Origin of the sequence: Streptomyces sp. NPDC007088 (genome assembly GCF_042869355.1) — a bacterium.
Taxonomy (GTDB): domain Bacteria; phylum Actinomycetota; class Actinomycetes; order Streptomycetales; family Streptomycetaceae; genus Streptomyces.
The window spans coordinates 316,677-337,001 of sequence record NZ_JBIAFO010000003.1; the positions used below are offsets into that span (position 1 = coordinate 316,677).

General features: G+C 69.4%; 15 protein-coding genes and 2 pseudogenes. 11 read left to right on the forward strand and 6 right to left on the reverse strand.

Annotation, left to right across the window (positions count from 1 at the left end; translation table 11 throughout):
• Nucleotides 1-71 precede the first annotated feature (71 nt).
• Together ACFYMP_RS07100 and ACFYMP_RS07105 are read left to right on the forward strand one after the other, a co-directional pair.
• A complete protein-coding gene (locus tag ACFYMP_RS07100) occupies nt 72-2,699 on the forward strand; it encodes a D-alanyl-D-alanine carboxypeptidase (RefSeq protein WP_388851790.1) in 2,628 nt (875 codons plus the stop codon).
• Nucleotides 2,700-2,880: 181 nt separating this feature from the next.
• Nucleotides 2,881-4,941, forward strand: coding sequence for an MFS transporter (locus tag ACFYMP_RS07105; protein ID WP_388851793.1), 2,061 nt, complete (start codon nt 2,881-2,883; stop codon nt 4,939-4,941).
• A gap of 922 nt (nt 4,942-5,863) precedes the next feature.
• Here the strand turns inward: ACFYMP_RS07105 and ACFYMP_RS07110 are convergent.
• Nucleotides 5,864-6,928, reverse strand: a complete 1,065-nt coding sequence (locus tag ACFYMP_RS07110) for an HNH endonuclease (RefSeq protein WP_388851796.1) — start codon at nt 6,926-6,928, stop codon at nt 5,864-5,866.
• 22 nt (nt 6,929-6,950) lie between these two features.
• Nucleotides 6,951-8,150 carry a GTP pyrophosphokinase family protein gene (locus ACFYMP_RS07115; protein WP_388851799.1) on the reverse strand — a complete coding sequence of 400 codons (1,200 nt, stop codon included), beginning with the start codon at nt 8,148-8,150 and terminating at the stop codon, nt 6,951-6,953.
• A gap of 419 nt (nt 8,151-8,569) precedes the next feature.
• On the opposite strand from ACFYMP_RS07115, the pseudogene ACFYMP_RS07120 reads away from it, so the two are divergent.
• The 4 genes and pseudogenes from ACFYMP_RS07120 to ACFYMP_RS07135 all read left to right on the forward strand — a co-directional run.
• A pseudogene (locus ACFYMP_RS07120) lies at nt 8,570-9,094 on the forward strand (tyrosine-type recombinase/integrase); the annotation flags it as partial.
• A gap of 333 nt (nt 9,095-9,427) precedes the next feature.
• Nucleotides 9,428-10,141, forward strand: coding sequence for a hypothetical protein (locus tag ACFYMP_RS07125; protein WP_388851802.1), 714 nt, complete (start codon nt 9,428-9,430; stop codon nt 10,139-10,141).
• Nucleotides 10,142-10,370: 229 nt separating this feature from the next.
• Nucleotides 10,371-10,778: a hypothetical protein gene (locus ACFYMP_RS07130; RefSeq protein ID WP_388851805.1), complete on the forward strand. Its 408-nt coding sequence runs from the start codon at nt 10,371-10,373 to the stop codon at nt 10,776-10,778.
• Nucleotides 10,775-11,515 carry a hypothetical protein gene (locus tag ACFYMP_RS07135; protein ID WP_388851808.1) on the forward strand — a complete coding sequence of 247 codons (741 nt, stop codon included), beginning with the start codon at nt 10,775-10,777 and terminating at the stop codon, nt 11,513-11,515. Before ACFYMP_RS07130 ends, ACFYMP_RS07135 begins: the two co-directional genes overlap by 4 nt.
• Nucleotides 11,516-11,576: 61 nt before the next feature.
• On the opposite strand, the gene ACFYMP_RS07140 is transcribed toward ACFYMP_RS07135, so the two are convergent.
• Both ACFYMP_RS07140 and ACFYMP_RS07145 read right to left on the reverse strand, forming a co-directional pair.
• Nucleotides 11,577-12,146 carry a peptide deformylase gene (locus ACFYMP_RS07140; RefSeq protein ID WP_388851811.1) on the reverse strand — a complete coding sequence of 190 codons (570 nt, stop codon included), beginning with the start codon at nt 12,144-12,146 and terminating at the stop codon, nt 11,577-11,579.
• A complete protein-coding gene (locus tag ACFYMP_RS07145; RefSeq protein WP_388851814.1) occupies nt 12,143-13,129 on the reverse strand; it encodes a multiprotein-bridging factor 1 family protein in 987 nt (328 codons plus the stop codon). The genes ACFYMP_RS07140 and ACFYMP_RS07145 overlap by 4 nt, the downstream gene beginning before the upstream one ends.
• Nucleotides 13,130-13,275: 146 nt before the next feature.
• On the opposite strand from ACFYMP_RS07145, the gene ACFYMP_RS07150 reads away from it, so the two are divergent.
• Genes ACFYMP_RS07150 through ACFYMP_RS07170 form a run of 5 tightly spaced genes read left to right on the forward strand, consistent with a single transcriptional unit; the run spans nt 13,276 to nt 17,800 of the window.
• Entirely contained in the window at nt 13,276-14,433 is a 1,158-nt protein-coding gene (locus ACFYMP_RS07150) for a glycosyltransferase family 1 protein (RefSeq protein WP_388851816.1), read from the forward strand.
• A complete protein-coding gene (locus tag ACFYMP_RS07155; RefSeq protein WP_388851818.1) occupies nt 14,430-15,134 on the forward strand; it encodes a hypothetical protein in 705 nt (234 codons plus the stop codon). Before ACFYMP_RS07150 ends, ACFYMP_RS07155 begins: the two co-directional genes overlap by 4 nt.
• Entirely contained in the window at nt 15,131-16,360 is a 1,230-nt protein-coding gene (locus ACFYMP_RS07160; protein ID WP_388851821.1) for a glycosyltransferase, read from the forward strand. Before ACFYMP_RS07155 ends, ACFYMP_RS07160 begins: the two co-directional genes overlap by 4 nt.
• Nucleotides 16,361-17,227 carry a glycosyltransferase family 2 protein gene (locus ACFYMP_RS07165; RefSeq protein WP_125613629.1) on the forward strand — a complete coding sequence of 289 codons (867 nt, stop codon included), beginning with the start codon at nt 16,361-16,363 and terminating at the stop codon, nt 17,225-17,227.
• 27 nt (nt 17,228-17,254) lie between these two features.
• Nucleotides 17,255-17,800, forward strand: coding sequence for an AAA family ATPase (locus ACFYMP_RS07170; protein WP_388851825.1), 546 nt, complete (start codon nt 17,255-17,257; stop codon nt 17,798-17,800).
• 114 nt (nt 17,801-17,914) lie between these two features.
• On the opposite strand, the pseudogene ACFYMP_RS07175 reads toward ACFYMP_RS07170, so the two are convergent.
• Nucleotides 17,915-19,609, reverse strand: a pseudogene (locus ACFYMP_RS07175) (relaxase/mobilization nuclease domain-containing protein).
• The gene (mobC, locus tag ACFYMP_RS07180) at nt 19,606-20,139 is read right to left on the reverse strand and encodes a plasmid mobilization relaxosome protein MobC (RefSeq protein ID WP_388851828.1); all 534 of its coding nucleotides are present in this window, start codon (nt 20,137-20,139) and stop codon (nt 19,606-19,608) included. The pseudogene ACFYMP_RS07175 and the gene mobC overlap by 4 nt, the downstream one beginning before the upstream one ends.
• Between the last annotated feature and the right edge of the window lie 186 nt (nt 20,140-20,325).

Genomic DNA, 20,325 nt, shown 5'->3' on the forward strand with positions numbered 1-20,325 from the left:
CCTCCGCTTCGTCGCCCTCCGCGCCCTCGTCCTCCGGTGCGTCGGCCGGTGCGTCCGAGGAGTCCGGGGCGGTGGCTTCTTCCGAGGGGACGGACGGGTCCTCCGCTTCCGAAGGGACGGACGGGTCCTCCGCTTCCGAGGGGACGGACGGGTCCTCCGCGTCGCAGGACGAGCGGGACGAGCGGGACGCCTCCGTCCCGGCCGCCCGTGACGACCGTCTGCGCGCCGCCGTGGCCGCGTGGGTCGCGAGCGCGGACGACGCCGAGGGCGACACCGGCCGCTCCCAGGACGCCCGCTCGCAGGACGATGTCGGGGACGGGGACGGGGACGGGGACGGGGACGGGGCCGGGGACGAGGACGAGGACCGGAAGCCGTCGGACGAGGACGCCAGGCCGGTCGGGAAGTCCGGGGCCGACGAGCCCGCCGGACCGACGGTTCCCGAGGCCGCGGAGGCCGGTGACGAGGCCCCGGCCGACAGCCCCGCCGCCCCCGCGAGGACCGCCGCCCCCGCGAAGGCGACCGCCCCGCTCCCCGACCGCCCCGCCGAGGACACCCGGCCCGAGCCGCAGCCCTCGGCCCCCGAGGACACCGAGGACTCCAGGGTCGCCGAGGACACCGGGGCCCCTGGGAACGCTGAAGACCCCGAGGGCTCCGAGACCTCGGAGAAGCCGGGAGCGCCGACCAAGCCGGGGACGCCGACCAAGCCGGAGGCACCCGGGGCCCCCGAGGCGGCGAAGACCCCCGAGGCGTCCAAGGCGGACGAGCCCGCCCCCGAAGCGGACGATCCCGCCTCCAAGGCCGACAAGACCGACGAGGCCGACAAGGCCGACGAGCCCGCCCCGCCGGTCGACCGGCCGACCAGGGCCTTCGCGGTGCTGCGTCCCCCGCTGGACCACCCCACGACGTCCCTGAAGACCGTGGGCGGCCCGAGTTCCTCCCTGAAGGACCGCCCGAAGCCGGGCACCGGCCAGGGGACGGAACCGGCCACCACCTCCCGCCCGGACGGTGGGAGGCCCGCGTCCGGTCCCGCCACCGGCCCCACCGCCGAACCCGCGCAGCGCACCGGTGCCAAGCTGGGCAAGCCCGCGCAGCGCACCGGCGCCAAGCTCGGCAAGCCCGCCCGGAAGCGCACGGACGTCCCGGGGGAGAGGCCGGCGGCCGCCGCGACCGGGGCCGGGACCGCCGAGGCCGAGGCCGAGCGCACCAGCACCTTCGTACCGCTGCGGCCCCTGGACGAGCGGAACGCGCCGCCCGCGGAGAAGGCCGCCCCGCCCAAGCAGCCGCCGCCCTCCTGGGCGACCGACTACTCGGCCCCGCGTCCCGCCGCCTCGCCCAACGCGACGACCGGCGAACTGCCGCGGTCGGCGGTGGTCGGGCCGGAGCACACGCGCCAGCAGCCCCTGCCGCCGAAGCCGCCGCTCGACCTGCTCGCGGAGCTGACCAACACCCCGCCGCCCCCGGAGACCCCGCTGCGTACGGCGGTGCGCAGGGTCAAGATCTGGACACCGCTGGTCCTGCTGCTCCTGATCGTCTTCGCGGTCGTCCAGACCGTCCGCCCGCTGCCGGACCCGGCCCTGTCGCTCACGGCCTCCGACACCTTCTCCTTCGGCGGCCAGAAGCCGCGGATGCCGTGGCCCAAGAGCGGCCAGGCGGCGATGGACGTCGACGGCCTCGGCACCTTCGGCAGCTCGGGGCAGCAGAAGCCGGTACCGATCGCGAGCGTCGCGAAGGTCATGACGGCGTACATCGTGCTGCGCGACCACCCGGTCAAGGCGGGCAGTGACGGCGTGAAGATCACCATGGACCAGAAGGCGGAGGACGACGCGGGACTGTCCGCGCAGAACGAGTCCACCGTCGAGGTCCGCAAGGGACAGCGGCTGACGCAGAAGGAGGCGATCGAGGCGATCATGATCGCCTCGGCGAACAACATCGCGCGCCGCCTCGCCCGCTGGGACGCCGGTTCCGAGCAGGCCTTCGTCGAGAAGATGAACAAGACCGCCGACGAGCTGGGCATGGGCGACACGACGTACACGGACCCCTCCGGGCTGAACAAGACGACCGTGAGCACCGCCGCCGATCAGGTCAAGCTCGGCAAGAAGGCGATGAAGGACCCGCTGTTCCGCGAGGTCGTCCGGATGCCCTCGTACACGGACAGCAACGGCAAGAACCAGCCGAACTGGAACCAGCTCGTCCCGATGAACAACACGGTCGGCATCAAGACGGGGACGACGACGGCGGCCGGCGGCAACCTGATGTTCGCCGCGACCAAGGACGTCGGCGGCACGACCCGCACGGTGATCGGCGCGGTCCTCGCGCAGCCGCCGTCCCCCGTGGACAACTCGATCCTCACCGGGGCGCTGAGCGCGGGTTCCTCGCTCATCAAGGCGGCGCAGGGCGAACTGGAGGCCAAGACCGTCGTGCGCAAGGGCGACGTCGTCGGACAGGTCGACGACGGGCTCGGCGGCACCACCCCCGTCGTCGCGACGAAGAACGTCACGGCGGTCGGCTGGTCCGGGCTCACCGTGAAACTGAGCCTGACCGACGAGGGCAAGGTGCCGCCGCACGAGGCGAAGGCCGGTACGAAGGTCGGGGTGCTGCGCGTCGGCGACGGCACCAGCGGAGCGGTCGAGGTGCCGGTCGCGCTCCAGAACGACCTGACGGAGCCCGGCTTCGGGGCGAAGCTGCGGCGCCTCGGCTGAGCCGGCGGCCGGCCACCCGCCCGGTCCCGGGCCGGGGACCGGAGGCGACCGCCCCGGCCCCCGGCCCGGGACCGCGTGCTAGCGTCGCCGGGACCGGGGCAGAACGGACAGAGAACAGGGACACCGCGAGTCCACCGGAGGAGCCCGGGGGCAGCCGGTACGGACACGGGGAGGGCCTTCGGTGACCACCGCGGAGCCGAAGCGGGCGGACGAGGCGGAGCCTTCCCGGCCGGAAGACCGCCGTCCGGACGCGCCCTTCCGGCGGCAGGGGCCGGGGAAGGAGCCCGGACCGGAGCCCGAGTCGGAGCTTGGACCGGAGCCCGAGTCGGAGCACGCGAGACCGGGCGACGCCCCCGCCCGCGGCCGCGACGAGGAACCGGCCCGCGCAGAGCCGCACCCCGTGGACCACGAGCCGCACGCCGTGAACCACGAGCCGGACCCCGCGGACCCCGCGGACCACGAGCCGGCGCCCGGCCCCGCGGGTGGTGCCCGCTCCCGTACGCGGACGCTGCTGAGGCACCCGGTGACGGTCGCGACGGCGGTCGCCGCCGTCCTGCACCTCGTCTGGTTCTTCGCGTTCGCGAACAGTGGCGGCGATCTCGCGGCGCAGGACGCGTGGGCCGAGTTCGTCGGCCACCACCCCGACTCCGCGTACAACCTCGCCTGGTACGGCGGCACGCACCCCGTGTCGTACAGCGTGATCTCGCCGTACCTCATGCACGTACTCGGCGTGCGGACCACGATGATGGCCGCGGGCACGGTGTCGGCGGGGCTGCTCGCGCTGATCCTGGTGCGCAGCCGGGCGGTCCGCAATCCCATGGCCGCGTCACTGGCCGGCGTCTTCGCGCTGCTGTGCAACGCGGCCTCCGGCCGGGTCACCTTCGGCCTGGGCGCCATGTTCGGCCTGGGCGCGGTCGCCGCGGTGTTCTGCTGGCCGCACCGCTGGCGCGAACGGCGCTGGGCGAAGGCGCTGGTCGCCGCGGTCCTCGCGGGGCTCGCGACGGCGGCCTCCCCGGTGGCCGGGCTGTACGTCGGTCTGGTGGCCGTCGCGCTCTTCCTGAGCAGACGCCGTCCGGGCGCCTACGCGCTGGGCCTGACGCCGCTGCTCGTCGTGGGCCTGTCCTCGCTGCTGTTCCCGTTCTCCGGGACGATGCCGATGTCGCTCGGCTCGGCCTCGCTGCCGGTGATCAGCTCGGCGTTCGTCTTCTTCCTGGTGCCGCGCGACTGGCGCACCGTACGGATCACGACGGCGGTCTACGGCGTCGGCGTCGTGCTGTCCTGGGCCGTCAGCTCGCAGGTCGGCAGCAACATCACGCGCCTGGCGATGCTGTTCGCCGGGGTGGCGCTGCTCGCCGCGCTGCCGTTCACAGTGCCCCGTACCCGCAAGTGGTACACGGTCCTCCTGGCCTTCGTCGGGGTCACCGTGTGGATCGGCTTCAAGGCGGCGGACGACGTCGTCCACACGCAGCCCGCCGAGTCCTGGGCGCAGGAGGGCGAGCTGGCCCCGCTGCTGCACCAGCTGCGCAGCGCGGGGGCGGAGCGCGGCCGGGTCGAGGTGGTCCCCGCGCGCAGCCACCGCGAGGCGGCGGCGCTCGCCCCCTACGTGAACCTCGCGCGCGGCTGGCTGCGCCAGGCCGACATGAAGCGCAACCCGCTGTTCTACGACGACACCCTCAACTCGGCGAACTACCACGAGTGGCTGAAGCGCTGGGCCGTCCACTTCGTCGTCCTGCCGAAGGGCACCGCCGAGGCGGACGGCGACGGCGGCGAACGCGAACGCGAACTCGTCGCCGAGGGACAGCCCTACCTCGACCCGCTGTGGGGCGACGCCAACTGGGAGCTGTACGCGGTCAGCCACCCCGTCCCGATCGCCGACCCGCCGGCCCTCGTCCAGCGCGCCGACCAGGGCGAGCTGACCATCCAGGTCAAGAGCCCCGGCCGGGTCCTCATCCGCATCCCGTACTCGCCGTGGCTCGGCCTCGTCGACAAGAACGGCAAGAGCCTCAAGGCGCCGCAGGAGACCGAACAGTCCAAGAACCGCACCGACGAGAACGAACCGAAGACCTACGACAACCTCCACGGCTGCCTGAGCGAGACGGCGGAGGACGCCTTCGGCGACAAATGGACCGAACTCCTCGCCCCGAAGGCCGGCACCTACCGCCTCGCCTCCCCCTACCAGTTCCCCCGGGGCACCGGCTGCCCCGAGGAACTGCGCCCGGCCCAGCCGGAGGACGCCGACTGACGGAGCGGCTGCCGACGCACAACCGCTTGTCGAGCCCCCGTGGCGAGGCGTCAGCGAAGCCCCCGCGGCTCCTCCGACCGGTCGGATCGGTCAGCTTCCCGTACCGGGCGCTCGGCCGCCGCGTTTTCCCGGGGGCCCGAAGCCGCCGGGTGACGGTGTCCTGCCCGGTCAGCGGATCGGGATGTCGGGCCCCCGCCCCGCTGGCGCCACTCCGTGCCGGGAACGTCCGCCCGAGCCTCGCGCGCACGCCGGGGGCCGCCGAAACGCTCGGCGCGGGCTGCCCCGTTCCTCTTCTCGGCCACCGTCTCGTCGGCTGCCGTCTCGACGCCGGTGCGTGCCTGAGCCGGCGTCCTTCCGCACGTATCCCAGCCACTCCTCGGCCCGCTCCTGATCGGGCAGACCCTCCCGGCGCGGCGACTTCCGGGACGCCCGGGTGAAGGCGCGGAGGGCCGCGGCGTCACGGCCGGGCCGCGCTTCCACGATCTTCGGCACACGGGCAACACGCTGTCCCCGACAACCGGTACGCGGGAGCTGATGACGCGGAGGGCCCACAACAGCTCCCAGCCGCGCTGATCTACCAGCACATGACCAGCGACCGGGACCGGGCCCATCACCGACAGGCTCGGGCCCATGATCCGCGACGGCGGGGGAGGGGCCACCGGCTGGAGGATGTGGCGCCCTCGGGGCATCAGCGGCACGCGTGCGGCACGGCGCCCGGAACGACGAAGGACCAGCCCGGAAGGAAACCCATCCTGAGCTGGCCCTTCCACCTGTGCCCCCGGCAGGATTCGAACCTGCGACACCCGCTTCAGGAGTTCGGCCTGAGCCGCCTACGCGCCCTGGCTGGCGCGCGCGGTTGCCGTCCACGGCTCTCCAGGTCTGCCGGTGTGCAACGGCGTTGATGTCAGGCGCGGATGTCAGCTCACGGGTTCGGCATCTGCTCGTCAGCCGGCCTGCGCGGTCGCGACAAAGCCGCGGCAGCACGCCTGTCGTTTGCATGCTTCTGCTCAATCGAGGCACGCAGCTCCTCAGGAGTCGGCCACGGCGCCTGCCGGTGGATCATGCGGTGACAGTTGGCGCAGATGAGGGCGAGATCGCTGAGCTTGGTGCGGCTTTCCCCAGCTACGTGCAGGGGCAGGACGTGATGGCACTCGATGTACCCGGCTCCGCGGCCCCCGTAGACCTTCTCGAAGTCGAAGCCGCAAGCCTCGCAAGCGAGCTGTCCGCCACGCTGAAGAACAGAAGCGATCTTCTTCTTGCGCAGGCCCCGGTCCCGTTCGCGCGCCCTGTGCCAGCGCATGAGCAACCGCCCCTCGGGCGCGCTGAAGTCGTCGCCGAACTCCTCTTCCTCAGTCGGTACAAAGGACTGCAAATCGCCGGTCGCGATGCCTTGCCGAATCAGCCTCGCAGCCTCGGTCATCTCCTGCGGCCGGGCAAGGAACTCGTGCAACACTGCGACATCCAGTGCGCCGCCGTTGGTGGGCTTCCCCAGGTACTCCGGGTGCCGAGTGGCGATGTCGAACGTCTTACGAGCGACACCGTTGGGGTTGCGGAACTTCTCGTTGCGGTCCGCCTCGGCGTGGATGGGAAGCAACTGGAGCAGGGCGGACAGCTCCACTACCCGGCTGTCTCTGGCGTCCAGCCCCTTCCAACCGTTCTCCATCACCAGCTGACAGGCAAGGATGATCTCGTCACGAGCCCAGTCCGGGTTCTTGATGGCCTTGACCTGGAAGCCCACCCGCTTGAGCCACGCCGCGGCGTGATCCTTGCCGCCGCTGAACTCGTCCCGAGTGAGGGCCCGCCCCTGATCCCACTTGTGGGCCACGCCGGCAATGGCCTTGGAGTCGTACTCCTGACCGTCGTGAACCAGGACGTAGGACCGCGCCTCCCCGAAGCCGTACTTCACCAGGAAGGCTTCACGCCCCAACTCGTCGTGCTCCGCCAGAACTTTGAGAACGGAGTCTCGCGTGATCGCTCCTCTTCGCATAGGAGGAGCATAAGCCTCCACGCTAATCCGACACCTCACTCAGACGTCGGTAAACACGGGACAGCGAGCGGACCGCCTCCTCATGATAGGGCGGGTCAATCACTTCACCCGAGGCACACATCAGGAGCCAGTAATAGAAGAGGCCGACACCGATCGGCAAGGCAGTGAATTCCGCGTCCACACCATACGGCTGCTCGGACACTTCCGCGCTTACGATATCCGTACCCTTGGCCCACAGTTTCGCCGTATTCTCATCCGAAATCCAAGCAACTGCGAACGCGGTGATTTCCTCTCGCCGCTCCAAAACTGCCGATCTCACCTCAGGTACAGTGTCGAAACCTAGAGCCCTAATCTCTGCGAGCCTGGACGCCGCATAAGACCGTTCCGGCCTTGTCAGCGACCTGCTCAAGCCGTGCGCAATCGCTCGATCTACTGAGCGCATACCCTCATCTCTACTCATAAGGCTGTATATTGATGCTTCATCCAGGGCGATGCCTTCCCAATTCTTTCCAGCGGCGCGATCAATCTTCCTCTGATGAGCCGCCAGATCGTCGCGGATCGCCTGGAATTCATCGTCGGCAACCTCCAGCATTCCGGCTACACGCGAAAAACGCCGTTTGATCTCCGGAGGTAGGGCCGAGGAGCTTTTGTAACCTAGATCATGCTCGATCTCTGCCCAAGCATGTTGCAGAATGGAGCGAACCTGGACTTCAAAAACGAACTCTTTAAACCGGGTGTACTCGGCCAGTTCAATTCGCGGACTCTTTAGCCGCGCAATAAAGTGCAGGGACAGGTAGCCAAATCGGTCAGGGTCAAGCAAAGCCCTCTTGTCGATCGAGTTCTCTTCATCGATCTCGAATTCGCGCTCGATTACGTCGGCCACCCGATCCACGTCATCCGGAAAGTAAGTCACAATTCTTACTCCCAGCATATCCGTGAGGTCCGAAATTCCTGTGTAATTCTTGGCAGGGTCTTCAAGCTTCCGTATCGTGCTAGCCTTAGCCTTCACCCGAGAGCGTACGTAGTGAATCTGAATCCCCCGCGACAACAGTAGCTCTCGCATAAGGCTTTCCAGGGCCGGTGCGTAGCTCCGTAGCGGCTCAGCGAATTCCTCGTAATCGTTGGCTTTTTCCTGCATTCTCACCCCGCGGTTTATCGACTCGGCCGAGTCAGCATACGGGCAGCCGGAAGGGAATCCAGGACGAATAGCGAAAGTGCTCACCCAACCCACCACTCACCCCGACTCCCATCCCGTCCGCCTTCGACCCACACGTCGTGGAGCGGTCGTAATTCAGGGCGTCAAGGTGGAGCGCGCCACTGTACGAACGACCTTGACGCCTTGGGCCGCGACTGCTCGGCTCTGCCTGGGTCGAAGGTGGTCGGGATGGGAGCCCCACGACGCTCGCCACGCTCCGGCCGGCACTCGCGAACGGTGCCCCGTCCATCCCGGAGTCTGAGCGCCCCCGCCGAAGGCATCGCCTTGAAGCCGCGGGTTTGGTTCTCGACTCAGGGGCCGTAGTTCGCTGCGGCCCCAGGGGCCCGGTCTGGGTGCCGAAGGCACAGAGGACCGGGCACAAGGGGCCAGCCCGCGCCTCGCGCGGGCACTTGATGAGGTAGAGAAACCTGTGACAACGCCGGGCAGGGCTGAGGCGCGGGGAGCTGGTCGGGTCGCGGTGGACCGACCTGGACCTGAACCGCAGGGGTCCTCTACGTCCGTCAGCAGACTAAGAGGCGGCGAGGCATCCTCTACGACGATGATCCCAAGGGACGCCGCCGGGCTGTGCCTCCTCCTGCTATGTGCCTCGCGCCCTTCGGTGGCACCGCATGCGACAGGCTGAGGCCAAGGCACGCGCTGGGGAAGCGCCGCAGGAAGGCGGGCATGTCTTCGTTACGCGGACCGGTCGCCCGGTGGAGCCCCGGAACGTCCACCGCTCGTTCACCCGCGTTGCCGAATCCGCCGGCCTCCGGGTGATCCGCCTGCACGATGCTCGGCACGGCTGCGCCACGATCCCCACCGCAGCCGGGGTGGCTCCTCGCGTCGTGACGGAGATCCTCGGGCACACCAGATCAGCATCACGGTGGACGTCTACACACATGCCCGTCCAGGGCACGCAGCGCGAGGCGATCAGCCACATGGACCGGCTGCTCAAGAGGCGTCCTGGCCGTGAGTGGCCGCCGCCATTGATGTCAGGAGCGGATGTCAAAGGCCACCTAGGAACGTTCCTAGGTGGCCTTTTCGCTTGTGCCCCCGGCAGGATTCGAACCTGCGACACCCGCTTTAGGAGTTTTCCCTGGACGGGGCTGTGACCTGCGGAAACGCGGCTGAGGGGTGTCTGGCCTGGGGAAACTCCCCTCCGTAGTTCTCACGTGTTCACGGGGTTTCCCGGCCTCATGTGTGCTGAATCTGTTCCGCGCGAGCGCCCGCCTGGCGGGCCACCCGGCACGGCTCTTTGGGAATCTGCTACTACGCAGACACGCGGGTCGCTAGGCTTTTGACGCGTGTCTGCGAAGAAGCACACCTGTGCCCTCTGTCCGGCTCAGGTGAAGAAGGCCACCGGGGAGCACGCGCTGCCCGAGCAGCTGCTGAAGCTCCTAGGTGATGCCAACGACCTCGTGCTTGGTGAGGCGTACGACATGTACGCCGCGACCTACCAGGGGCGCAGAGAGAATGAGGCCAGGAAGCTGAACAACAGTCTCAGCGCCATCCGTGTGCCTTGTTGCGTCTCGTGTAACCAGTGGTTGAACGAGACCTTTGAGAAGCCAGCCGCCGAGCACCTGCCGAAGCTGCTCCAAGGCCGCATGATATTCACGTCATCACGGAATGATATCGCTTCGCTGTCTCGGTGGCTCATCAAAACGGTCCTGATGTGCCACCATCCTCGCGTTCATTACACGGGGCTGACATGGAAGGCCAAGGATGGTTTCCCGTCAAGCGGAGCGATTCCGGGCCTCCTCGCAGACCTACGGCAGTCCGGAGAGGTGCCGCAGCACCTCTCTCTTTGGGCAGCCCTGGCCACCAGTGATGAACCCGTCCTTCTTCGACCTGATTCGGACGCGACGATCGAGATAGGCATGAACATCGCAAGGCCCGACGGCATCCTCCGGCTCACCGTGACAGACTCCAAGGGCATGTCCGTTGTGCACCTTGATGGCACGCGCCCGGAGGTGCTCAGACTGTGGCCACTCTGCGCCGGTTGCGCATCCTGCCCCTGACGGTGCGTGCCTCTCCGCTGTGCTCCGATCGTCACAGTTGCTGCAGCGGGCGTGGTTCGTGGCCGATCCGCAGTGATTCCGCCGTTCAGAGGGATGCTTTCCGGACAACTGCCGGGAAATGGTGGACGGTTACTCAAGAGCGTCGGTTCTTGGGCTCTGTTGCGAGGGACTATCTATCCGTCATGGACACGCGTAGCGCCGTGCTTGGCATCTATCTCGGGGGTCTTCCATGCTTGACGCAGCAGCGATAGCCGTCGCCACCGGCGCCGCCAGCAACGTTCTCGCCTACCTGCTTCAAGGTCGGGCCGACGTCCTGCGCACCCGGGTCTCTGCGATTTTCCGGCGCGGGACCGCGGAGGAAGAGTCCCAGGCGCTACGTGCACTTGATGAGCACGCCGAGGCGCTGGAACAGCGCCGGGTTACCCAGGCCGAGGTCACTGCTCAGTGGAGCAGCGTGCTGACCGCGTTCCTCACCGCCTGCCCCGAGGCCCTCGGGGACATCGAGGCGCTGCGCTCTGCGACGCCGTCCGGCACGAAGACGGTCAACATCGGATCTCAGCACAACCATGGGCGCGGCACTTTCATCGGCGGCGACAACCACGGGACTATCCGTGTCGATGGGCAGGAGGAGCAGTGACGTCCGCCGTTCCGGAGCCGGAACGGCACATCACTGAGCAGCACAACCACGGAGACGGTGCCTTCGTCGGTCGTGACAACCACGGCGAGATCCGCATCGAGGCGGTCGATGCGAAGACCAAAGCGCTGCTCAGGAAGATCTCTAAGGATTCCCCCGCCCTGGCCGAGCTGCTTGAAGAGGCTCTGGACGACGGGGTGATCTCCCCCGATACCGCGAGCTTGCTCGCGCTGGCGGCGCGCAGCATCAATGAAGACGTCGCTCACACTCTCATGCACGCGAGCCACAGCATCAACGAGGATGTCGCCGCGTTGCTCATGCGCGCAAGCCACAGCATCAACGAGGACGTCGCAGGTCAGGTTTCCCACGCCGCAGACACCTTCGACAAGGTGTCCAAGCAGCTCGATCTCAACGAGCTCAACAGGGTTGTTGGTCGCTTCGAGGACACCGTCAGCTCGCGAGGCCGCGACGACCTCAACGGCTTGGTCACGCGTCTTGAGGGCAGTCTAAGTTCCCTGGATCAACTGGTCAGGGACATGGACAGATTGCAGAACAGGGACAAGCCTCTAGGTCGGATGGAGGAAATAGGGACCGCACTTAATGGCGTGGCCGAGCGGATCGAGGCAACGGTGACACCACCTCCACCTCAGATCCTTCCCGACCACCGGGCGCGAGCCATCGCATTCTTTTGGGGCCTCGGAATCGGCGCAGCCTTCATCTTCTATCTGGTGAACCGTTGAGCCGCTCAGCCTGCGCCACTGAAGTGAACGCCGTGCTCAGCACTCAGTCCATGAGGGGTAGTCAGGCTTCCTCGTACGCCCATGCCCGGCCGGTCTGCCGGTACTCGTCCACGGGGATCGGTTCGACTCCGGGCAGCATCCGGGAGGTATAGAGGAGCCCATTGAGGTGGTCGATCTCGTGATGGATGAGGCGGGCGAGGCCGAGCTCGTACGTGATCGTGGAGGTCTCGCCGCTCAGGGCGGCGGTTTCGACCGTGATCTTCAGGGGGCGGGGGAGGAGGCCGCGGACGTCGAAGAAGCTGAGGCAGCCCTCGTACTGCTCGTCTGTTTCGTCGGAGCGGGCGGTGATCTTCGGGTTGAGCAGGATGATCGCCGGGGCATTACCGGGCGGCTGGACGACGGCGGCGGCTCGGGCGATACCGATCTGTGGGGCCGCGAGGCCCATGCCCTTGGCGAAGGGGTGGACTTGGCCGATCCGCTCCATGGCGGCGAACAGCTCGTCCACGACGCGCTCGGCCTCGTCGCGCTCGGTGGGCAGATTGAAGGGGCGGGCCGGTTCCGCGAGGATGGCGGCACCCTGCTGGACAACCCCGAGGTCTCGCATCTGCTGGCTGGGTCGCACGTCGATCACTTGAACTCCCCTTGATCCGTGGTTGGTTCGGGCCGGGCTCGGAACCGCCATTCCAGACGGTACCGAGCGTGCAGGGCGGGTGTGGCCGTGATCCAGGTGAATTGCCGTAGGCCGTCGGCGTCACTGCGGACGGGTGGGGTTCGCAGCGGGGATGCTTCGGCGGTCATGGACGTCTCGGTGCCCCAGACCACTGGGTCGAGGTCAGCGGGGAAGACGAGTTGGACTTCCAGTTGCTCGGTGGGCAGGCGTACGGCTCGCTGGAACCAGTTGCCCCACTTCTCGTCGCCTACGGTGTAGGCGTACTCGATCCACACAGACTCGCCCGGATAGAGCGGGAAGCGGCCGTGTTCGTTGTCGAACAGCAGCCAGATCTCCTTGAAGGCGTCGCGGTCGTGCTTGGCCTGCCAGCGCATCGTCTCGCCGCGACAAGCGGCGGTGAGGTCGAGTTCGTCCCAGGTGAGCGGGTGGGCCCGGTAGTGGGCGTTGGACCGCTCCGGGTCGCCGGGGTAGCGGTCGACGGAGATGCGGATCAGGTAGCGGGTCACCGGCTCGGTGCCGGTGTTCCGCAGCAGCCGGCGCATGGCGAGCCGGTAGGAGTGACCGTCGTACTGGAGGCGGGCGGTGTCGTGTTCGACGACGATGGCGGAGCCGGTGGCGTACGGCTGCTCGGGCCGTCGTGGGGCCGGCACGGCCCCGGGCGGGCGCCGGACCATCCGGGTCTCCCTGACCTTGGCCTGCTCGTAGTCGCGCCAGCGGCGCCAGATCGCCTTCCCGGCGTTCAAGGTCTCATCAGAGAGTCGGGCGAACTCCTCGGTGGGCTTGTGGCGGCCGGACTCCATGTGGCTGACGTACGACGGATCAAAGCCCATGGCTCGCGCTAATGCCCGCTTGGACATGCCGCGTACCTCCCGCCAGCGAGCCAGCTCGGCCGCGAAGTTCTCGGCCGCCTGCTCGGCGGTGGTCTCCTCGCCTTGTGCGTCCATCGAAGGCCGCCCCCGCGTCATGATCAGTGAGCATGAATGAACCGTGAGTGATCCCAGTTCATCATCCCGTCACGGCCCGCGTCGCCGGTTTCCTTCCCTCACCGACCCGGAACGACCCTTCCGGGCAGACGAGGGAGGCGACGCACATGCGTGTCCTGTACCTGCTGAACATCTCCAACCCCGACCGGTTGTCGGCGGATTCGGGGTGGATCTTCGCGGACCTGCTGGCCCCGGCCCTGGCCGACACCGGGGCGGAAGTGACCGTCGCGGCTCCGGCTCCGGCGGGGGATGTCCGATGCGGCTTCCACCGGACGAGGGTGCCGGGGACGAAGTACCGGGCCCGCTTCTCGGCGGACGTCGACGAGCTGGTGGCGCTGATCGAAGCCGAGAGGCCGGACGCGGTGGTGGCCAACCAGATCGAGGAAGCCCCGGCGATCCGTACGGCTCTGCTGGAGGCCGGATCGGACGCGCTGCTGGCCGGGTACTGCCACTACCTGCCGTTCTCCTTCGCCGATGGCGGGCAGCTCTTGTTGGACCCGTCCTTGGACGACGCGGGGCTCGGGCGGCCGGTGCTGCTGGCGTTCGCCGCAGGGCTCGCGGCGTGCGACCGGGTGCTGGTGCACTCCGCCACTGCCGCCTCCTGGGTGTCGGCTGCAGCCACCCGGATGACCGCGGATCTCGGTGAGCGGCTGCGGGTAGTGCCCGCGCCGCGCGACGAGCGACTCGTCCGCGACCCCGCCGCACGGACCACCCCCTCCGGCGCGGGGGCGATCGGCGTCTACAACCACCGGCTGTACGCGCACTACGGCACCGGGCAATTCGTGGACTTGGCCCGCGACCTGGTGGCCTCCGGCACCGTACGGCTGCGGGTGATGGACCTGTTCGGCCAGCGGCGGGCCGAGCGGAGGGGCCTGGACGACAGCCCCGAGAAGATGCGCGACCAACTCGCCGCCCTGCCGCACGTACAGGTCGTCTCGGACCGGGGCGACCGCGTCCGCTACAAGAACCTGCTGGCCGGCGCCCGCTTCGGTATCGCTCCCTTCCGTCCCGGCTGCCCCTGGTCCATGAGCGTGATCGACTGCCAGGGCATGGGCCTGCCGGTCATCTCCCCACGCCTGGGCTGGCTCGCCGAACACATCGACCCCGAGCTGTGCTTCACGACCTCGGCCGAGGCCGTCGCCCTGGCCGAGCGCTTGGCCACGGACGACGAGTTCCACGCCGTGCATGCCAAACGGGCCCATGCCTCCACCGCCGACTTCGCCCCCGCTCTGGTCGCCGCCCGCTACCTGGAGGCCCTCTCATGACTGGCTTCGACGCGGTGTTCCTGTCCTACGACGAGCCGATGGCCAACTCCCTGCACTCCCGGCTCCAGCGGACACTCGGCGGCACGGTCAAGCGCCTGCACGGCGTGCACGGGATGCGCCTGGCCTACCGGCTGTGTGCTGAGGTCGTCGACCGCGAGCAGTTCTTCCTCTCCGACGGCGACTTCGCCATCGACCCCGGCTTCGACCCTGCCGATGTCAGGCCGCTGGACGAGGGGGTGTCCATGCGGGTGTGGCGAGCGGTCAACCCGGTCAACGGCCTGACCTACGGCTACGGCGGGCTGAAGCTGATCAGCCGCAGTGCCCTGCGCGAGATGGGCGAGGCCGTGGATGTGCTTGCTGCCCTGCCCGGCCGCATCGAGTTCGCCCACCAGACCGCCGGGATCACGCGGTTCAACCAGAGCCCCTTCCACGCCTGGAAGGCCGGCTTCCGCGAGTGCGCCATGCTGGAGCGCGGCAGCGAGTACGGCATGGCGGACGGCGACGCGCACAGGCGCGTCGAGGCATGGACTCTCAGCCGCAGCGGCGAGTTCGCCGCCTACTCCGCCGCCGGGGCCCGGGAGGGCGTCTCCTTCGCCCGCCAGGCCGCACGTGACCCGCAGCAGTTCGACCACCTCAACGACCCCACCTGGCTGCGGGAGAGGTTCACCGCCGCCCATGGGGACCAGGCGGTGTCCGGATGACCGGCCCGCTGGTGCTCATCGAGCCGTACGCGAACCGCCTGGGCGGGCACCACCAGCGCACGCTGGTGGCCCTCGCCCAGGCCCGGCCCAGCAGCCTCGTCATCTCCCCGCACGGGATCGCCACCGAGGCGGTACGTGCCTTGCGCGAGGCGGACGCCCGACTGGTGACCGCACCGGTGGGGCTGGCGGCAACCGTGCTGGGTGCCGTCTCCCGGTTGGCGTCCGGGCTCTCCTCGGCCGGTCAGCGTGTGTTCCGCTCGCGCCGCTGGCCTGGCGGTCTGCGGAGGGTGCCGCACCAGATCACCCTGATCGCCCGGTGCCTGACCGAGGCGTCCGCACTGCGGTCCGCTCGCCGGTTGGAGTCCGGCGCCGACGCGGTGGTGATCCTGACCGCGAGCGAGGCCCTGCACGGGGCCGCCGCCCTCCTCGGCGGGCAGCCGCACTTGCGGTTCGTCCACGAGGCGGTCACGGCCGAGGACACCGTCGTGCGGCTGCTGGGCCGGCTCGCCCGCCGGGGCGAGCAACAGGTTGTCGCCGTGTACCCGACGCAGGCTGTCGGAGATCAGTTCGCTACGGCCTTCGCCGACCTGCCCGCGGTGGTGGGTGCCTTCGCGGTCGACGACGGCCGCCGCCTGAATGACGCCGAGCGTGACGGAGGCCGGGCCGCGTTCGACATCCCCCTCTCCGAGGCGGTGGTCTGCCTGGTCGGCGGCTGGTGGCCCTACAAGGACGTCACCGTCGTCGACGCCGCCCTGGACCGGCTCAAGGAGCCCCTGCATCTGGTGGTCACCGGCTCCCCGCTCGACGAGGCCGTCCTGGAGCGGTGGCGGTCCCTGCCCGATCTGCGGGTGCACATCGTGCCCGGCCCCGTCAGCGATGCCGTGCTGCGGCTGGTGTACGCCGCCGCTGACGCCGCCCTCGTCACCCGCCGCCCAGGGACCGGCAAGGAGTCCGGACTCGTCATGGACGCTGCCCGCCTCGGCATGCCTCTGATCGTCTCCGAGCACGACGGCGCCCTCACCACCCGCCTGCATGGCCAGCCCTGGGCCCTGACGTTCTCGGCCGGCGACCCAGACGCCCTCGCAGACGCCCTGCACACCGTCATCCGCCAGCCGCCCCCGCTGCCCGGACCGGCGGCCCCGGACCTGCTCGGGATGCGGTCGGCCGCCGAGCAGGCCGACTTCCTCACCCGCACCTTCGCCCTCTTGCGCACGAAGGAGTCCTGAATGCCGAGCACGCCTCCCGCGCTGATCGCCGTCGTCGGCCCCGTCGAGCCGACTCTGCTGGCCGCCTGGGCCCGCCACTACCGGTGGCTGGGCGTCGAGCGGTTCCTAATCGCCTTCCACTTCCCCGACCACGTACCCGACCGGAAACGGCACGAACTCCAGGCCGCCGCCCGCGAGCTGGGCATCATCCCCACCGGCACCAGCACCGGCCCGTGGCACGAGCACACCAACACCCAGCTCCGCGACGCCCTGCGGCACCGGGCCGGTCCCGGCTGGCACCTGCTTGCCGACGCCGACGAGTTCCAGCAGTACCCCGCCCCGCTGAACGAGGTGATCGCCCATGCCGAGAAGTCCGGAAACCCTGTGGTGGGCGGTTTGATGCTCGACCGCGTCGCTGCCAGCGGACGGCTGACCGACTGGCGGCCCGAAGGCGGCCTCGACCTCGCCTATCCCCTCGGCGGTCACCTCACCCACCGGCTCCTGCACGGCGACCCGAGGAAGATCGTCCTTGCCCGCCACGACGTCACCGTCTCCTCCGGCAACCACCGCTCTCCGGGCCACCGGCCGGATGCGGACCGCATCTGCGCGGTTCACCATTTCAAGTGGCGCTCGGGCGTCCTGGACGACCTGCGCCGACGGGTCCAGCACTTCACCACCGGCACCTGGCAGGAACACACCCCGGCCGTCCGCGACGAGGCCGGACGCCTGCTAGCCCATGTCGGACAACACGGCGGCGTGATCAACACCAGCGATCCGCGGTTCGCCTTCCGCCGGGTGAGCCTGGACCGGATGCCCTTCAGCTGGCCCTCTGAAGCCCGCAGCATCTTCACCACCTGGCGTCCGCACGCCCACAGCGGCCAGGATTGACACACAACGCTCTCACGCGCGGACAGCATGTCCTGGAAGGATGACCACGTGCCCCTCGCCGTACTCCTGGCCGGCCTCACCGGCTCCGGGAAGACCACCGTCGCCCAGGCCCTGGCCGACCGTGGCTACCTCCGGCTGTCCGTAGACGAGGAGGTCCACCGCCTGCATGGCCGGTACGGCGTGGACTACCCCGAGCACACCTACTTCGAGCGTGAACGGCCCGTGGTCGAAGCGACCCGGGACCGGTTCATCAAGGAGATCGAGGCCGGAAACGACGTCGTCCTGGACCACGGCCTGTGGCGCCGTGCCGAGCGCGACGCCTGGCGGCAGGCCGCTCGCGGAGCAGGCGGCCTGCCCGTCGTGGTCTACCTCCCCGCCGACCGCGACGAGCTGCTGCGACGCCTGGCCGAGCGCAACGAACGCGAGGACGCCAACGCGCTGACCGTCACCCCCGAAGCTCTGGACGACTTCTTCGCCCGCTTCGACCCCCCTGCCGACGACGAGGACGTGATCGTCCACACCGGCGACCTGGACGTACTGGTGGCGGCACTTACCGAGGCCCGGGGGCGGTAACGCCGACGGGCCTCGGTCCGGAGGGCGTCAGCGACACGACCCGCACGGCCTGGCGCCGCACGTGGAGTCGAAGCCGCATAGCGCCGAGTCCGGGTGAGGCTCGCGGTGGGTGTGTCAGCGTCGCCGTGCCTGCGGCGGCTGAGGCGGACTGGCCGGGGCGGCCGATGGCGATTGGACCGCTGTGCTCGTACGCCGCGCCGGACTCTGTGCCTGTGCCGCACGAGCGCGGGCGCTGGGTGCCGACCTCGTACTGAGGCGTTCAACGCGCCAGGTCAGGACCCGCGCGGGTCGGCGGGCATCGTCTAGCGCTCGCTGGTCGGCGGCCTGCTGCAGGAGCTGGTGGGGTCGTGTCCGGCCTTCTCGGCGTCCGCGAGCACGGCGGCGAGTGCGTCGAAGGTGGGGTCCTGCAGGATCTGTTCCGCGTGATCGGGCACGGTCTGCCGGACGAAGAGGATGTGCCGCTCCACCACCTGCTGGGGTGGCCGACGCTGGACGAGCACGGTCAGCGGCGCGATGGCAGTTTGTTCGTAGGCGGCCTGCAGATGGACCAGGGTCTGGTGAGCTGCGGCCACCTGTTGGTCGTGGTGGCCGCAGTTGGTGCCAGCGGGCGGCGGCGATGACGGTGAGGATCGCGGCGTCGAGGAACATCGCCAGTAGGGCGCCGTCCTTGGGGGCGGGCTCGCGGACCATGGCTCGCACGGCGCCGCGTAGGGCGCGGGCGTGCTGGTGCTCGGCCTGGATGCGGGAGCGGGTGGCGCGCTCGAACGCCTCCGCAGCCTGTCGGAGTTGAGGGCGGATGTCCGGGGGCGCGAGGAAGGGCAGGGCATCGAGGGCTTCACCGAGGGCGGCCAGATGAGCCTGAGCAGCCGTGTCTTCACCGTGCTCAAGGCGATGGGGGATGCGCTCTGCGGCAGCGGTGGCCTGGTGCCACGGGTTGGCCCTGCGCTGGCCGTGCGGCTGGTCGGTGGCGTCGAGGCGCTTGCGAATCTTGGGGAAGGATAGGTCGGGGGAGAGTTCGGAACCTGAGTACCAGATCGGTTCCTGTTTGCCGTTGGTGTCGCCCTGGAGGGCGACGGTGTAGCCGCGTACGTCCCCGGAAGGGAAGTGCTTGACGTCGACGAAGATGCCGTCGGTGTGCTGGAGCAGGCCGATGAACTCTGTGGTGCTGGTGGCGGCGGCCACGGCGGTTCGGACGGTGGTGCGCAGCTGTTCGCGGGCGGTGTGTGCGTGACCGGCTCGCGTGGCCTTCTCCTGCTCGGCGCGGGTGGGTCGCTTGGCAGCGGTGCGATCCCCGCGCACGATCTGGAACAGACCGTACTCCTTCTCGATGGCGGCCAGTTCCCGGTCGGCAGTCAGATAGTCGTTCCAGTGACGTGCGGTGCGCAGATCGGCGCGGACTTTGGTGGCGGCGATGTGGATGTGGTCGGGCGCGTGCCGCACGGCGACCCAGCGGCAGCCGTCCGGGTCGCCGTCGGGGGCGATGCCGGTGGCGGCGACGACGCGGCGGGCGATGTCGGCCCACTCCTCGTCGCTGAGGTGGCGGTCGGTCTCGGCGGCGCGGATCGAGCAGTGCCACACGTACTTGTCGGGGGCGCGGCCGAGTCGCTCGGCTTGCTTGACGTGCAGGTCGAGGTCGGCGACGAGGTGCCGCTTGGTGGCGTCGAAGTCGTCGGCGCGGCCGGGGTCGGGGGCGAAGCCATCCCAGGAGGCGATCAGGTGGGGGTCGGTGTGGTCCTTGGCCTTCTTGGTGTCGTACAGGTAGCGGATCAGGCCGGCGGTGCTCTGGCCGCTGCTGATCTTCGCGATCACCGGGCCGCCTTGTGGCTGACGGCCTGGTTGGCGGCTGCCGCGATGTTGCCCACAGCCGTGCCGACGGCTTTCAGGGTCCGGTCGGTCTGGGCCAGCAGGGCGTTGCCCCCAGGGTGTGGATGGCCGCCGGAGTTGAGCTTCTTGGCGATCTGGTTGACGTTGTGGCCGATGGCGGAGACCTGCTGGCGGAGGGCGTTGAGTTCGTCGATGTAGTCGTCGAGTGGGGTGCGCTGGCCGGGCAGCGTGAGGTCGCCGTGGACGTGGGCCAGGGCGACGACGGCGACGTAGTGGGCGCCGCTGACGTTCAGTGACTTGGCCTTGACGAGGATGTCGGCCTTCTCTTCGATGCTGTAGCGGGCGTCGACGCGCTGCTTGCGCTGGCCGTTCGGGTCGGGCTTGCGGCGGCGGGCGACGCGGTGGAGGGCGGCTACGTCGGCGGCACGCGGCAGCGGCGCAGCGGCAGCAGCGGCGGCGACGTCAGTGGGCTGTTCCTCCTCGGGCACCCCCTGGTGCCCGAGTGCCTCCGCCACCCCCCGGGCGGAGGCTTCCCCGCGAGACCGGCCTGCGGACGGTCCAGCGGGATACCTTGCTGCGCTGTCTGGGGCTGAGGTGGCGTGCAGTTGCTGCTGAGCTGTGGGGAGTTCGTGGTCCTGTTCGTGCATGAAGGCACTCCGGTGGTGAGGGGGAGGTGGGGGCGTCACGTGCGTCGCATGCGT